At 57.7% G+C, this 15,093-nt stretch carries 13 protein-coding genes; 9 read left to right on the top strand and 4 right to left on the bottom strand.

From position 1 onward, the window contains the following. The first annotated feature begins 216 nt into the window (after nt 1-216). The 9 genes from LKE90_RS09335 to LKE90_RS09295 all read left to right on the top strand — a co-directional run bounded on the left by LKE90_RS09335 (nt 217) and on the right by LKE90_RS09295 (nt 12,020). On the top strand, nt 217-1,158 hold the full coding sequence (locus tag LKE90_RS09335) for a 2-hydroxyacid dehydrogenase (protein ID WP_291493156.1): 942 nt from the start codon (nt 217-219) through the stop codon (nt 1,156-1,158). A gap of 48 nt (nt 1,159-1,206) precedes the next feature. Continuing rightward, nucleotides 1,207-1,962, top strand: a complete 756-nt coding sequence (locus tag LKE90_RS09330; protein ID WP_291493158.1) for a class II aldolase/adducin family protein — start codon at nt 1,207-1,209, stop codon at nt 1,960-1,962. Between the two features lie 216 nt (nt 1,963-2,178). Then, nucleotides 2,179-4,467 (top strand): TonB-dependent receptor, encoded by a 2,289-nt coding sequence (locus tag LKE90_RS09325; protein WP_291493160.1) that lies wholly within the window; start codon nt 2,179-2,181, stop codon nt 4,465-4,467. Nucleotides 4,468-4,477: 10 nt separating this feature from the next. Beyond that, nucleotides 4,478-5,317: a sugar phosphate isomerase/epimerase family protein gene (locus LKE90_RS09320; protein WP_291493162.1), complete on the top strand. Its 840-nt coding sequence runs from the start codon at nt 4,478-4,480 to the stop codon at nt 5,315-5,317. A 12-nt stretch (nt 5,318-5,329) separates the two neighbouring features. Beyond that, entirely contained in the window at nt 5,330-6,361 is a 1,032-nt protein-coding gene (locus tag LKE90_RS09315) for an isopenicillin N synthase family dioxygenase (RefSeq protein ID WP_291493164.1), read from the top strand. Between the two features lie 370 nt (nt 6,362-6,731). Then, nucleotides 6,732-7,046, top strand: a complete 315-nt coding sequence (locus tag LKE90_RS09310) for a hypothetical protein (protein WP_291493166.1) — start codon at nt 6,732-6,734, stop codon at nt 7,044-7,046. Nucleotides 7,047-7,272: 226 nt separating this feature from the next. Then, entirely contained in the window at nt 7,273-8,493 is a 1,221-nt protein-coding gene (locus LKE90_RS09305; RefSeq protein WP_291493167.1) for an NADP-dependent isocitrate dehydrogenase, read from the top strand. Nucleotides 8,494-8,538: 45 nt separating this feature from the next. Beyond that, the gene (locus tag LKE90_RS09300) at nt 8,539-9,618 is read left to right on the top strand and encodes a transglycosylase SLT domain-containing protein (protein WP_291493168.1); all 1,080 of its coding nucleotides are present in this window, start codon (nt 8,539-8,541) and stop codon (nt 9,616-9,618) included. A 170-nt stretch (nt 9,619-9,788) separates the two neighbouring features. Continuing rightward, a complete protein-coding gene (locus LKE90_RS09295) occupies nt 9,789-12,020 on the top strand; it encodes an amylo-alpha-1,6-glucosidase (protein ID WP_291493169.1) in 2,232 nt (743 codons plus the stop codon). A gap of 89 nt (nt 12,021-12,109) precedes the next feature. On the opposite strand, the gene LKE90_RS09290 is transcribed toward LKE90_RS09295, so the two are convergent. From LKE90_RS09290 to ispH, 4 genes are all read right to left on the bottom strand, one after another. After that, nucleotides 12,110-12,475 carry a hypothetical protein gene (locus tag LKE90_RS09290; protein WP_291493170.1) on the bottom strand — a complete coding sequence of 122 codons (366 nt, stop codon included), beginning with the start codon at nt 12,473-12,475 and terminating at the stop codon, nt 12,110-12,112. Between the two features lie 99 nt (nt 12,476-12,574). Beyond that, the gene (gene rnhA, locus LKE90_RS09285) at nt 12,575-13,003 is read right to left on the bottom strand and encodes a ribonuclease HI (protein WP_291493319.1); all 429 of its coding nucleotides are present in this window, start codon (nt 13,001-13,003) and stop codon (nt 12,575-12,577) included. A gap of 46 nt (nt 13,004-13,049) precedes the next feature. Continuing rightward, nucleotides 13,050-14,042 carry a homoserine kinase gene (locus LKE90_RS09280; RefSeq protein WP_291493171.1) on the bottom strand — a complete coding sequence of 331 codons (993 nt, stop codon included), beginning with the start codon at nt 14,040-14,042 and terminating at the stop codon, nt 13,050-13,052. Nucleotides 14,043-14,056: 14 nt separating this feature from the next. Continuing rightward, nucleotides 14,057-15,055 carry a 4-hydroxy-3-methylbut-2-enyl diphosphate reductase gene (ispH, locus tag LKE90_RS09275; RefSeq protein WP_291493172.1) on the bottom strand — a complete coding sequence of 333 codons (999 nt, stop codon included), beginning with the start codon at nt 15,053-15,055 and terminating at the stop codon, nt 14,057-14,059. Nucleotides 15,056-15,093: the final 38 nt, after the last annotated feature.

Raw genomic sequence — 15,093 nt, 5'->3', positions numbered from 1 at the left:
ACAAAATCCAAACTATGCCGTCAACAGATATTGGAACAGCTTACTTTTGCGATTGCTAAACTGAACGCAGGGCATAAGTTGAATCAACGTCAGGGTTCGGTTGCCCACTTAAGGGAATGATAAAGTCATATTGAACTCTATGAAAATGCAGATCATCGTTGTTTTGCTGTATGTTGCGATATCATAATGAGCGGCGCGGAACGGGAGGATGAAGGGATGAAGAGACTTGCCGTTAGTGCCGATGGTCCTGCCGCCTGGGAAAGCTGGCGGGATGCCTTCGCCCGTGTCGCTCCGGACCTTCCCACGATTTCCTGGTTTGATCCTGCATTTGATCCCGCGGACGCCAGCTATGCGCTGGTCTGGGAACCGCCGGTGGGCGAAATGGCGCGCATGGCGAACATGCGCGTCATCCTGAGCACGGGGGCTGGCGTCAATCATCTGGTCAATCGACCGGATTTCCCGGCCGATGTGCCGCTCGTGCGCATGGGTGGCGATCAGACCGCCGTGCTGATGGCGGACTACGTGATGTGGGCGGCCATCGGATTGTTGCGGGGCGCGAGACGCTGGGCGCGTGATCAGGAAAAGCATCTCTGGTGTAACCGCCCTATCCTTCGTAATAGCGCGGAAACCAGGGTTGGTGTCCTCGGTTTCGGTAACCTTGGAGCGGCTGTCGCCAGACGGCTGGCAGCAACAGGTTTTATCGTCTCCGCCTGGTGTCGTACTCCCCGTGAAGAAAAGCAGATCCCCCTGTTCTTTGGCGAGGAGGGGTTGTCCGATTTTCTTCCGTCCGTCGATATTCTGGTCAACCTTCTGCCCAGCACGCCTCACACGCGCCATATCATTGATGCGGAACTGCTTTCCCGCCTGAAGCCGGGCGCAGATTTCATCAATGTGGGGCGAGGCGATCATGTCGTCGAAGATGATCTTCTGGCTGCGCTGGCGTCAGGGCAACTCGACAGCGCCGTGCTGGATGTCGTGGCGACAGAACCGCTTTCCGCCGAATCTCCCTTGTGGGACCATCCACGGATCACGCTGACGCCTCACATGGCGTCGGAAGCCTCGCGGGAGGCGCAGGCGGCTTATGTGGCGCATGTCATTCGCGAACTGGAAGAAGGGCGTGCGCCGCCACTGCTTTATCGCCCGGACCGTGGCTACTGAGCGGAAGCAGACAATCAATCATCGCTGTGTGAGTTAAGGACAAGGAACATGCAGACACTTCCCGCCACCTCGTCAGCGCAGGACGAACAGACTCTCCGTGAAGAGTTGGCCGCAGCCTATCGCCTGCTGGCGATGTTCGACATGACGGACCTCGTCTACACGCATCTTTCGGTGCGTCTGCCGGGTGAGGATCATCGTTTCCTCGTCAATCCCTATGGACTTCTGTTCGAGGAAATCACTGCTAGTTCGCTGGTTGTTGTGGACGCGGAAGGGCATCCGAAGCAGGCGACGAGCTGTCCGGTCAATCCGGCCGGATTCGTCATTCACTCCGCCGTGCATCGCGCCCGTCCGGACGCGGCCTGCGTCATGCATACGCACACGCTTGCCGGCATGACGATCGCCGCCCAGACCACCGGTATTCTGCCGGTCAATCAGATGAGCATGGAATTCTATGGGCGTGTCGGTTTTCATGGTTATGAAGGAATCGCCGCTGATGACAATCTCAGCGAACGCGAGAGGCTTGTCCGCGATCTTGGTGACAATATCGGCCTGATTTTGCAGAATCATGGGTTGCTGACAGTCGGTGCGACAGTGGCGCAGACATTCTACCGGACGTGGTATCTTGAACAGGCCTGCCGGATTCAGGTCGCAGTGCAATCGACCGGCGTGCCGCCAGCTTTGCCGCCGGAGAGCTATGTTCTGCGCGCGCGTGAGCAGTTTGAGAAAGATGAAGATCAGGGGCGTCTGGCGTGGGCCGCGCTCAAGCGCAAGCTTGACCGTGAGCAGCCCGACTACCGGAACTGATCCTTATGGCCCGGGAGTCTGTCATCCGGGCTATTGTTTCAAAAAATTCTTTTAATCTCAAGAGAAAACAAAACTTATTTCACGACAGAACGATCACGTATCGTTTTTCTGGAAAGAAGTTGTGAGATTAAAGTGAGCTTTTGGAGCTTCTTAACGAAACTGCATCGGTTATTGTTATTTAATCGAAACGATCAAGCAGCCAGCCAAGGGCATCCGATGAGAGTTGTGTTCCGTTCCCGTCCTCCTCGCCACGCACTTTTCACCGCTTCCCTGCTCTGTGCAGCCAGCCCGATCGCTACGGCGGTAGCCGCGCCCAGCCAGGGCAAGGCTTCCGGGCATCCAGCCACAGCGCAGCATTCGGTGCAGCCTGTGAAAAAAGCTGCAAGAACACGCGTTGCAGCGAAAGTTGACCCCGAAGCGATTACGGTCACCAGTTCCCGTACGCGGCGTTTTCATCAGATGGCCAACACCGTGAATACGTTGAGCGGCCGTGAGCTCGAACAGTTTCATATTGTCAGTCCGAAGGAAATCGCGGCGTTCGTCCCCGGTGTAACGGCGGTGAACGCCGTCTCCGGCAGCACGCCGATCTTCTCGATCCGCGGTATCGGTCTGGATGACTATATCGGCAACAATATGGGTGGAATCGGCATCTATCAGGATGGCGTTTTCGCCCCTTATTCTGTTCTCTACAACGGACAGATGTATGACGTGCAGACGGTCAGCGTTGAAAAGGGGCCGCAGGGTTTCGAGTATGGCCGCAGCACAACGGGCGGCTCCATCAACGTCGAGTCCATCAAACCATCAAGCAAGTTCGGCGGATATATCAACTGGGGTTACAGCAGTTACAACACCAATACCGGGAAGGGCGCAATCAATGTTCCCATCACGGATCGCATCTTCAACCGCTTCTCCTTCAGCTATATCAAGGGTGACGGCTGGCAGCACGATATCAACACCAACAAGCGCTATGGCTCGCAGGATTTGCTCGGTCTGCGGAACCTGACCCGCTTTGATATCAGTGACCGTTCCTCGCTTCTTCTGAACATCCATTATGTCCGCGACAAGGGAACGCCTGTTTCACCGCAGGATGTTGACGTGGACCAGATGAACAACGTGCCGGTCGGCACCTATGGTGTGGGGCCGAATGCCCGGAACAATGCGGTGAATGTCGGCACCAACCGCGCTTCCCGCAATGAAAATGGCGGCGGTGTGGGCCTCAATTTCACGCACCGGTTCGACTGGGGCACGTTCACCTCAGCCACGGGCATCGATTTCTACCGTCGTAGCAATTATGACAACTATGACGGTCAATCTGTGAATGTTGGTGATTATCACTGGAATGATACCTATATCGTCCAGTCGCACGACATGCATTTGCGGACAACGATCGCCAACCGTCTGCACCTGACTGTCGGCGTGTATGAATCATATGACAAGATCGACGGTGCCTATACCAGTTACCGTTCCTTCCTGCTGGACAACCCGAACGGCACTCTGACGGACCGCTTCGTGCAGCAGAACGTGTCCACGGGCCTCTACGTCAATACGGTCACCAATATCGTCAAGGGGCTGGACTTCATCGCCGGAGGTCGTCTGTCCTATGACGAACGTGGCTTCCATGGCGGCACCCGTGATGACGGAGGCGCCCTGACAGGCGTTCCCGGCTCCAACCTGAGCTATATGAATTCCAATCACACCTATGAACGCTGGACCGGCAAGGTCGGGCTTCGTTACACAATCGTACCGGGCACGCTCGTCTATGGCACGATTTCGAACGGCTACAAGGCAGGCTCCTACTTCGCCGGACCGGTCAGTTCTCCGAGCGCGCTGGATTACGTCCGTCCCGAGAACCTGATCGCTTATGAAGTGGGCGCTAAGACAAGCCTGTTCCATGACAAGGTCATTCTGGAAGGCTCGCTCTTCGACTATGAATATCACAACCGCCAGACACTGTTCGTGGCCGAGATGCCGGGCAATATCACGTCGCTCAGCCTTGGCCCGATCCCTCGGGCAAGAACGCGCGGTGGCGAACTGAGCGGAACCCTTCACAATCTGGTCCCCAACCTCGATCTGAACGGTTCGTTCGCCTATCTTGATGGCCGGTCAATCTCTTCGGTCAACAATATCGCCGGTCTGCCGCTTCTCTCGAATGTTGATGCCCATTCGGCCCTGCCATTTGCGCCCCGGTTCTCCTGGAGCGCCTATGCCCGTTATGGTCTTGATGTCACCCGTGATTATCGGGCGACCGTGCAGGTCAACTACACGTGGAAAGACAACATGCTTGTCGCCCTTGGTGATCCGAATGGCCAGACCAGCAAGATCAGCTCGATGGGTATGCGGTTTGAGGTCGGCCCAAAGACCGGAAAATGGACGGCGGCTGTCTATGTCGACAATATGCTGAACAAGCACGGCAACACCTACTCTTACACCGGGAGTGATAACAGCCGCGTGCAGTATCTCCAGACACCCCGCTGGGTGGGCTGTGATCTGCGCTACAATTTCTGAAGATCGTTTCATGAAACTGGAACTGTTCAGAACACTCTGGGGCGACACGCGGGACTGGGGAACGATTATCCCGGAAACGCGTGAAGCCGGGTTCACCGGTCTGGAGGCACGCATCCCCCAGACCGCCCATGAAGCCACGGAGAAGGCGGCTGTCCTGCAAGGGGAGGGTGTCCCTTACATCGCCATCGCCCTGACCGGGGGCGGTGTCATCCCACGGCAGTCCGCAACAGTCGCCGATCACCTCGAAGATTTTCGGGGATGCCTCGACAGAGCCGCCGTCATGGCGCCACGCTTCGTCAATGTGCTGGGTGGTAATGACCGCTGGTGCGCCAGCCAGCAGGCCGAGTTCATCAACAAGGCTCATGAACTGGGAAAAGAAGCGGGATTTACCTGTTCTTTTGAAACGCATCGTGCGCGCATCCTGTCTTCACCGTGGATGACTCTTGATGTGCTGCGTCAGTGTCCCGATGCTGTGTTCACCGCCGACATCAGCCACTGGATTGTCGTATGTGAGCGTCTTCTTGACGATCCTTGTGATGATTTCACGCCTTTCATCGAAAGGGTGCATCATCTTCAGGCCCGTGTCGGCTACGATCAGGGACCGCAGGCTACGCATCCCGGTGCTCCTGAATATGCCGCCGCGCTCTCGTTCCATCAGAAGTTCTGGCAGTCTGTCTGGGAAGCACAGAAACGACGCGGTTACACCGTTACCACCATGACGCCGGAATTCGGGCCGGATGGCTATCTTCACACGCTGCCCTTCACCAACGCCCCCGTGGCGGATCTCTGGGATCTCAATCGCTGGATCGCCGCTGAACAGCAGCGTCGGTTCGCCCTCTGGACAAGCTGAGACTGATAAATCATGACAGCCACAGAAACATTCACATCCATTCCGTGCGTCAATATCGCTGGACTGTATTCCGACTCTCTGGCGGATCGTGAGGCGGTCGCCAGAGAACTGGGCGATGCCGCCCGCAAGGTTGGGTTTCTCTATATCGAGGGCCATAAGGTCAGCGGGGATCTGATCGCCGGTGTCCGGTCCGCTGCAAAGGATTTTTTCTCCGAGTCTTTCGACGAGAAGATGAAATACTATATCGGCACATCCGCCACACATAAGGGCTTTGTCCCGGAAGGTGAGGAGATGTATGGCGGCGACCGTCCCGACCACAAGGAAGCCTTCGACATCGGTTATGAAGTTCCGGCGGACAATCCGCTGGTCAAGGCGGGCACACCGCTGCTTGGTCCGAATAACTGGCCGACCGTCCCGCATTTCCGGGAACGGGCAGAGGCCTATTACCGTGCAGTCTTCGATCTTGGCCGGACCCTGTTCCGTGGTTTCGCGCTGGCGCTTGGCCTGCCGGAAGATGCGTTCGACGACAAGGCCAATTTCCCACCGTCCAAGCTGCGCATGATCCATTATCCCTATGATGGCGAGGCCCACGACGTCCCCGGTATCGGCGCGCATACGGACTACGAGTGCTTCACCATCCTTCTTGCCGATGCGCCGGGTTTGGAAGTCATGAACGGCAATGGCGACTGGATCGACGCGCCACCCATTCCGGGCGCTTTTGTCGTCAATATCGGTGACATGCTGGAAGTGATGACGGCTGGCGAGTTCGTTGCAACGGCACATCGGGTTCGTAAAGTCAGCGAGGAGCGCTACTCCTTTCCGCTCTTCTATGCATGTGATTATCATACCGAGATCAAGCCGCTTGCCGCATTCGACAAGGAAGGCGCGTCCTATGAAACGATGATGATCGGCGATCACATGTGGGCACAGGCGCTTCAGACCTATCGCTATCTGGTCGGGAAGGTCGAACGGGGCGAACTGAAACGGCCTGAAGGTACCCGCGATACCGCGACATTCGGGCATTTCAAACGGGTAAAGGCGTAAGGGTGGTGTTGCCGTAACTTACGTATGCGTGTCTGAACATTCTGGCGTCGTCATTCTCAACGGATGACGACGCATGATTTTTACAAAGCGAGCTGCTTGTTGTTCCAGTTCCAACCTGTCCTGAAAAAACAGTTTGTGCTGACAGTCATGGCCAACTGCGAGAACAGACGCAGGAACGGCGTAAGCCTTGCCATCAAAAAGACGGAAAATGTTTTTCGTTTTCCTTCTGTTTGTGACTGTTGGAAATTTCTGTAGTCATCAGAATGTGAGAACACAAATTTATCATTCAATCTAACGCGGGCGTGACTGGCCAGATCATTTTCGGTTTTACATGATTTATTCAATCATGAATCAAAGCTGGAAAGATATTATGAAGCGCTGTCTCGTCTCTCTGTGCATCATGACCTGTGTGACAGGTGCAGCTTCCGCCGACAGCCAGACCACACGCTCTGACCGGCCGCACAGCGCTATTCAGCACATCTCAAGCCAGCGCCCTGTTTCCCACCCTGTTTCCCGTAGTGTCGAACAGGCCACTGACTCGCAGTCATGCGTTAAAGTGTGGGTGAACCAGCAGACGCATGTGTATCACATGCCCGGAAGCTTCTGGTACGGCGCGACCCCGAACGGACGTTACATGTGCGTGCAGCAGGCTGTTGCCAGTGGCAACACGCGGGCGTTTTTCTGATCAATCGCTATTGGGGCAGCCTCCATCCTGTCCGACGGGTTCCTCACGCGAGAGTGAAACCGGAAAACCCAGTTCATGCGTCACATGTATGACGCCTATCGCAAATGTGAGTGAAAAAGCCCTGTTCGCCCGTTGGGCGTCATCAATGAGCGTGTTAGGCCGAAAACCTGTTCAGCGCCGTCAATACGGCTTGAAGCGTGACGATATCAAAGGAAATAGACGTCCTATGGCGAAAATAAAGGTCAAGAATCCGGTCGTAGAACTCGATGGCGACGAGATGACACGCATCATCTGGCACTTCATCAAGGAGCGCCTGATCCTGCCCTATCTCGACATTGACCTGAAATATTATGACCTCGGGATCGAGAACCGCGACAAGACGGATGACAAGGTCACGGTCGAAGCCGCCGAGGCCATCAAGAAGCACCGTGTCGGCGTAAAATGTGCGACCATCACGCCTGACGAGGCGCGCGTCGAAGAGTTTGGTCTCAAGAAGATGTGGCGCTCGCCGAACGGCACGATCCGCAACATCCTCGACGGCACCATCTTCCGTGAACCGATCATCTGCTCGAACGTGCCGCGCCTCGTGCCGCACTGGAGCAAGCCGATCGTGATCGGGCGTCATGCTTACGGTGATATCTACCGCGCCGCCGAGACGAAGATTCCCGGCCCCGGCAAGGTGACGTTGAACTATGTACCTGCCGATGGCGGCGAGCCGCTTGAGCTTGAAGTGCACGACTTCAAGGGACCGGGCGTTGCGCTGGGCATGCATAATACCCGTGCGTCGATCGAAGGTTTCGCCCGCGCGTCCCTGAGCTATGGCCGTGACCGCAAGTTCCCTGTCTACCTCTCGACCAAGAACACGATCCTCAAGGCCTATGACGGCATGTTCAAGGACGTGTTCCAGGAGATTTACGACAAGGAATTCAAGGCCGATTTCGAAAAGCTGGGCATCACCTACGAACACCGTCTGATCGACGACATGGTGGCTTCCGCCCTGAAGTGGGAAGGTGGCTATGTGTGGGCCTGCAAGAACTATGACGGCGATGTCGAAAGCGACATCGTGGCGCAGGGCTTCGGCAGCCTCGGCCTGATGACATCCGTTCTGCTTGATCCGACGGGCACCATCGTTGAGTCGGAAGCCGCACACGGCACCGTGACGCGTCACTATCGCGAGCACCAGAAGGGTCGTCCGACAAGCACGAATCCGATTGCGTCGATCTACGCATGGACGCGCGGTCTCGCCTATCGCGGTCGTTTCGACGAAACGCCGGAAGTGGTGAAGTTCGCCGAGACCCTTGAACGCGTTTGCGTCGAGGCGGTTGAAGCGGGTGAGATGACCAAGGATCTGGCTCTGCTGGTCGGAAAAGGTGCAAAATGGCTCGATACGCAGCCGTTCCTCGATGCGATCGACGCCCGCCTACAGAAGGCTCTGAACGTCGCTTGAGACGCTGCTAACGGTTGATTAGGAAAAACGCCGCATTCTGTTCGAATGCGGCGTTTTCTTTTTCTTGTGATCGGATGCGTGTCAGGTCCGGTTTCGGGGGCATGGGCAGAGTCCCAGCTTCCGGCCATGTCATGGGCTGCGCATCCGCCTCTCGCGTCAGGAGGGAACAACGCCCAGCCATTCTGGTCGGCAGCGCGATCACCGTCGCCTTTTGCGGCTTCCACCGGTGAACCGCCTCCACCTGGCGTGACCACGCCGGACAGGGCGCCCATGATGATGGGGGCTCAATTTCAGCCTCAACCGACAGGCAATATTGAGCCAGGCGATGCGCGTCTGTGCACAAATGCGATCTTGATGGCGGAGCGGAGCACCCGGATTCCCGATCAGTTCCTCGTCGCGATGGGGCGTGTCGAGAGTGGCCGGCATGTCAATGGCGAGCTTGTTCCATGGCCGTGGACTGTCAACGCACAGGGCAAGGGCTATGTCTATGACAACAAGCGGCAGGCGATAGACGCGGTTCGCGCTTTTCAGGCGCAGGGCATCCGCTCGATTGATGTGGGTTGCATGCAGGTCAATCTCCAGCAGCACGCCGATGCTTTCCCGTCACTGGAAGCGGCGTTCGATCCGTCCACAAACGCCCTGTTTGCGGCACGTTTTCTGGTTGATTTGTTTGGCCGCACGGGAAGCTGGCCCAGAGCGGCTGCGGCCTATCACTCTTTCACGCCCAATATCGGCTCCGCCTATCAGTGGAAAGTGCTGGAATCCTGGGCGATGCCGTCAGGCACAGGCACAGGCACAGGCACAGGCACAGGCATGTGGCCAGTGCATCCGACATCATCAGCCATGATGATACCGCATCATACGGCGCCGCTGGCTCCTTCTACACAGCCGACCACACCTTATGTGACCAGCCGGGGTGCCGCGGCGACCATGGCGTCAATGGGCGGCGGCGGTGGAAACGCGGCCGCTATGCCTGTTTCTGCTGGTCCGGCAGGAGGGTATGCGGCTCCGGTCAGCCGTCCGCCTTTCCTTGGCGGAGAGGCGGGAGGACGTTCACTGGCCGCCTACCGTGCGAACCCCGTGCACATGGTGCGACAGGCCATGGTCGTGCCGCCCAGGTTCTGAGAGGCCACAACGAAGATAACTCATTCGTAAGGAAGTTTTTCTTCCTTTGAGGCGACCATCCCGTACATGCTGCGTTAGGCATCAGAAGGCGGAAAAGCGGCCCTTCTGCGAGAGCTGATACATTTTTCCTTTGCTGCTGTCCTGCCAGACACAGAATGGAGTATGTTTTCATGGATGCCCAGCCTACTGGTCCTGCCGATCATACTGATACGTCTGTCGACGAGCCGTTGGACACAGCGCTCCTTTCCGATGATCTGAGCTCGATGGCCAGTGCGATCCTGTCGAGCCGTCGGCTGCACTGCCTGAAAAATGGTGATCTTTTCGGCGTTTTTGATCAGACCGGTGATATCCTATGGGGGCAGGATATCGCGGACGGATTGTATTATCGTGACACGCGCTATCTGTCCGGTCTGACATTCCGTCTGGAAGATCAGAGGCCCATTCTGCTTTCTTCTGTTGTTCGTGAAAACAACATTATGATGTCAGTCAATTTGACGAACGAAAACCTCTCACTGCGTGATGGGGCGCGCCTTCAGCACGACCTTCTGCATGTGCTGCGGTCGCGCTTTCTGTGGAACGGAGCGTGTTACGAACGGATCGAAATACGCAATTTTGATACAAGTCCTCATGAAATCGTCTGTGATATGCGGTTCTTTGCCGATTTCGCGGATCTTTTCGAGGCAAGGGGCATGAAGCGTGCCAGACGGGGAGAGACTCTTGAGCCCGTCATAGACAACGACACGGTCACACTCTCCTATAAAGGGCTCGATGACCGCACGCGGACGACACGGCTGCGGTTCTGTCCCCAGCCGAAAACACTCTCGACAGACCGGGCGACATTCAGCTTTTCGATCAAACCCGGAGAAAAGGCGCTTATCCATCTGGAGGTGCAGTGTGACCCCGCAGAGAGAGAGCAAAGCGCCCAGCCCCCGGCACGGACTTTCCTGTCGGCTGCTGTCGCGGCGCGACGGGCTCTGAGGACAGCGTCGTCCCGTGCGTCCGCCATCGCCACCTCGAACGAAGCTTTCAATGAGGCGATCCGGCGGTCCATCTGCGACATCTACATGCTGCTGACGGAAAAGAAGACCGGGCCTTATCCTTATGCTGGCATCCCTTGGTACAGCACGGTTTTCGGGCGGGATGCCCTGATCACGGCATTACAGACCCTATGGCTCGATCCTCTGATCGCGAAGGGTGTTCTTCAGTATCTCGCCGTCAATCAGGCGGATCATGAAGACCCGCTGGCCGATGCGGAACCGGGTAAAATCCTGCATGAGGTGCGGCTGGGCGAAATGGCTGAACTCAGGGAAGTGCCTTTCAGGCGCTACTATGGTTCGATTGATTCCACGCCGTTGTTTGTCATGCTCGCGGGAGCCTATCTCGATCGCACGGGCGATGTCGGAACGCTCAGCCATCTCTGGCCGCATATTACGCGGGCCATTGACTGGATAGAGCGGTTTGGTGACCGCGATGGAGATGGCTTTGTGGAATATGGCCGTAAAAACAAGGACGGACTGGCCAATCAGGGATGGAAAGACAGCCACGACAGCATTTTCCACGCCGACGGTTCTCTGGCCGAAGGGCCGATCGCGCTGTGTGAAGTGCAGGCCTATGTGTACGCGGCGCGGCGTGCGGCGGCTGTTATCGGACGCAGGCTTGGACAGACCGCCTATGCGGCCCATCAGGACGCGAAAGCCGATGCCCTGAGAGTCTCGTTCAACCTGAAATTCTGGAACGATGAGATCGGCACATATGTCATCGCTCTGGATGGAAAAAAGAAACAGTGCGTCGTGCGGTCTTCAAACGCGGGGCATGTGTTGCTGACCGACATGGTGCCGGGTGAGCGGCTGGATAAGGTCGTGCATAACCTGATGAACCGGAAATCATTTTCGGGCTGGGGAATCAGGACCATCCCCGAGGGAGAAGCCCGCTACAACCCGATGGCCTATCACAATGGTTCCGTATGGCCGCATGACAACGCCCTGATTGCCATGGGATTTGTCAAACATGGTCTGAGAAAGGAAGCAGCGCTTATCTTCTCCGGCCTGAGCGATGCGGCGCTTCACACCGACCTTCGCCGTTTGCCTGAGCTTTTCTGCGGATTCACACGTAGTCAGGCGGAAGGGCCGGTTCGTTATCCTGTGGCCTGCTCGCCTCAGGCATGGGCGGCAGCCACGCTTCCAGCACTCGTGCAGGCCGTCATGGGCCTACGCTACGACCCCGATAATGTCGCAGTCGAATTCGTCCGGCCGGTTCTGCCCGAGGCAATTCACTCCCTCCAGCTTTTCAATCTTGCCGTCGGAGGGGAATGGCTCACTGTCAGGATTGTGCGCGCGGGTGACGAGGTCGCCATCAATGTCGTGGAACGCTCAGCTTCAATCCAGATGAAGATCATCAATTAACAGAACTGGAGACGCCGATCGAAAATAGGCTGTCTTTCGATCGGCGTCTTTTCAGAAGACTCTTATCAGCTTGCAGGAGCTTCAGGCGATTACTGTGCGATGTCGTGCGCGGTCTTTTTCGTCCAGTTCGCCGTGTCGTGAGCGGCTTTTTCAGTGCCGTTCTTGGTGGCGTTCCAGCCTTTTTTACTTGTCTTGCCTGTCCATTTAGCAGCTTTTGTCGCGCCGTTCTTTGTGGCGTCCCAGCCCTTCACGGTTTCCTTTTTTGTCCACTGGGCGGCATCGGTGGTGTCGTGTTTGACCGAGGACCATGACTGACGCACGGAGCGGCAGAGATCGGTTTCACAGGGGGCCTCAGGTGTCTCTGCCGCCATCGCGACAGGCGCCAGAGACAGGCTAACCAGAGATAGGCCAGCGAGAAGGACGAGGGCAGACGGGGTATGGAAGCGGATTGACATTGGAAAACTCACCAGAAAAACCAAAAGGCCAGACTGTCACTTCGGGCAGCTTACGGCAAGTTTGCTGACCGCGCTTCCGGGCACGGCCTGTAGAACTGGTTAGGCTTTTTCAATCGCGACGCGTGCTTCCGTCGCCAGTTGATCCACACGTTCATTTTCCGGCACGCCGGAGTGTCCCTTGACCCAGTGCCATGAGACATCATGAGGCTTTGCGGCATCAAGCAGGCGTCGCCACAGATCCATGTTCTTGACCGGATCACCCGCGGCATTGCGCCAGTTGCGGCGCACCCAGCCCGTATGCCAGCGCGTGATGCCGTTTCTGACATATTCGCTGTCAGTGTGCAGAGCGATCCTGCACGGTCGTTTCATGGCTTCCAGCGCCTCGGCGGCGGCAGTCAGTTCCATGCGGTTATTGGTGGTCTCCGGCTCGCCGCCCGACAGTTCGCGTTCATGTCCCTTGTAACGCAGCAGCACGCCCCAGCCGCCGGGGCCGGGATTGGGGCGACAACCGCCATCTGTCCAGATCATGACGACAGCATCGTCATCCTGAGCGGTTTCAGGCGTGTCCTGTGTGTCAGACACCGTAAGCCCCGCTGTTGTCCGCAGCGAGATGAAACCGGAGACGGTGGACATAATCCATCGGGTTCTTGCGTGTAACCATCGCGTCTGGCGGGGTGTTGATCCAGTCATACAGACGGGTCAGGGCGAACCGCATGGCGGCGCCCGCGCAGAGCACCGGAAGGGCTTCCCGTTCGGCGGAAGTAAGAGGCCGGACCGTTTCATAACCGGCGATCATCTGCCGGGCGAACGTCGCGTTGAATGCGCCGTCCTCGCTGAAGCACCATGCGTTCAGGCAGATGGCGACATCGTAGGCGAGGAAATCCGTGCAGGCGAAGTAGAAGTCGATCAGGCCGGAAACCTTGTGGTCCAGAAAGAACACGTTGTCGGGAAACAGGTCGGCGTGAATCTGTCCACGCGGCAGGTCGGCCTGCCTGTCAGCGTCGGGCCAATCCGGGAGGATGCGATCCAGAGCGAGGTCAAGCTCCGCGATAAGGCGCTTCGTCTCGTCGGTCTGGCGGTCTGACTGCGCGGCATCCTGCAGAAGCGGTCGCCATGCGTCAGGGCCGAGGCTGTTGGCGCGGACGGGCAGATAGCTGCCACCTGCGACATGCAGCCGCGCGAGCGCTTCGCCAAGCGGCTGACAGTGTTCGTTGTGAATATGGCGCGGCCAGACACCGGAGAGGAACGTCGTGATCGCGGCGGGGCGACCCGCAAGCGTGCGGAGCGCTTCACCATCCCGTCCGCAGACGGGCAGGGGACAGGAGACGCCCTCGGTCGCCAGATGACGCATGAAGCCGAGGAACCACGGCAGGTCATCCGGATTCACGCGCTTTTCGTAAAGCGTAAGGATGTAGTCGGATTCCTGACCGTCTTTTTCGGTACGCAGAAGGAAGTTGCTGTTTTCAACACCCTCCGCAATGCCGCGAAAGGCAGTCAGATGCCCGATGTCGTAGCCGACGAGAAAGGCGGAAAGCTCCTCGTCGGTGATTTCTGTATAGACGGCCATGAGTCTCTTCAGAATCAGCCGAGCGGCGCGGGAAGGCGGAAGGTGACGTTTTCTTCCTTCACGGTGCGCTCGTCGATCTGGAGCGTGTAGCGCTTGGCAAGCTCGTTGACCATTTCCTGCACGAGGGCTTCCGGCGCGGAAGCACCGGCCGTGATGCCGAGCGTCTTCACGCCTTCCAGCACGGACCAGTCGAGCGCCGCCAGCTTGGGGACGAGCAGGGCGCGCTTGGTGCCGGACCGCTCGGCCACTTCACGCAGACGCTGTGAGTTGGAAGAGTTGGGCGAGCCAATGACGATGACCAGATCGCACTCGGGCGCGATGGCCTTCACCGCTTCCTGACGGTTGGTCGTGGCGTAGCAGATGTCTTCGCGCTTCGGTCCCTCGATGAGGGGGAACCTGTCGCGCAGGATGTCCACGATTTCAGCCGTATCATCGACCGAGAGCGTGGTCTGCGTGATGAAGGCGAGGCGGGTCGGGTCCGCGGGCTGCACCGTCCGGGCTTCTTCCGCGTCATTGATGAGCGTTACCGCGCCGGGGGGGAGCTGACCCATCGTGCCGATGACCTCGGGGTGTCCCGCGTGGCCGATCATCAGGATGTGACGGCTGTCCGGACCGCCATTGGCGTAGTGACGTTCGGCTTCGCGATGTACCTTCGACACCAGCGGGCAGGTCGCATCAAGATAGAGCAGGTTGCGACGTTCGGCTTCAGCCGGAACCGTCTTGGGCACGCCATGCGCCGAGAAGACCACGTGACCGTCCGCAGGCACTTCGTCGAGTTCCTCGACGAAGATCGCGCCTTTTTCCTCCAGCTCTTCAACCACGGTCCGGTTATGGACGATTTCATGGCGGACATAGACCGGAGCGCCGTAAGCCCGGATGGCTTCTTCCACTACGCGAATGGCGCGGTCGACACCGGCGCAGAACCCGCGGGGACCGGCCAGAAGCACTTTAAGGGCGCGTGTCTGGTCCTGCGTTTCGACAGGTTTCAGGGAGAGGGTGGACTGGTCGGGCATGGTGTTCCCCAAACATTCGGCAGGCGACATTACGGGGC

The sequence above is a fragment of the Acetobacter sp. genome, assembly GCF_022483985.1.
Classification (GTDB): Bacteria; Pseudomonadota; Alphaproteobacteria; order Acetobacterales; family Acetobacteraceae; genus Acetobacter.
Note: the sequence above shows the minus strand (reverse complement) of the source record. Positions and strands in the feature narration are given on the sequence as shown.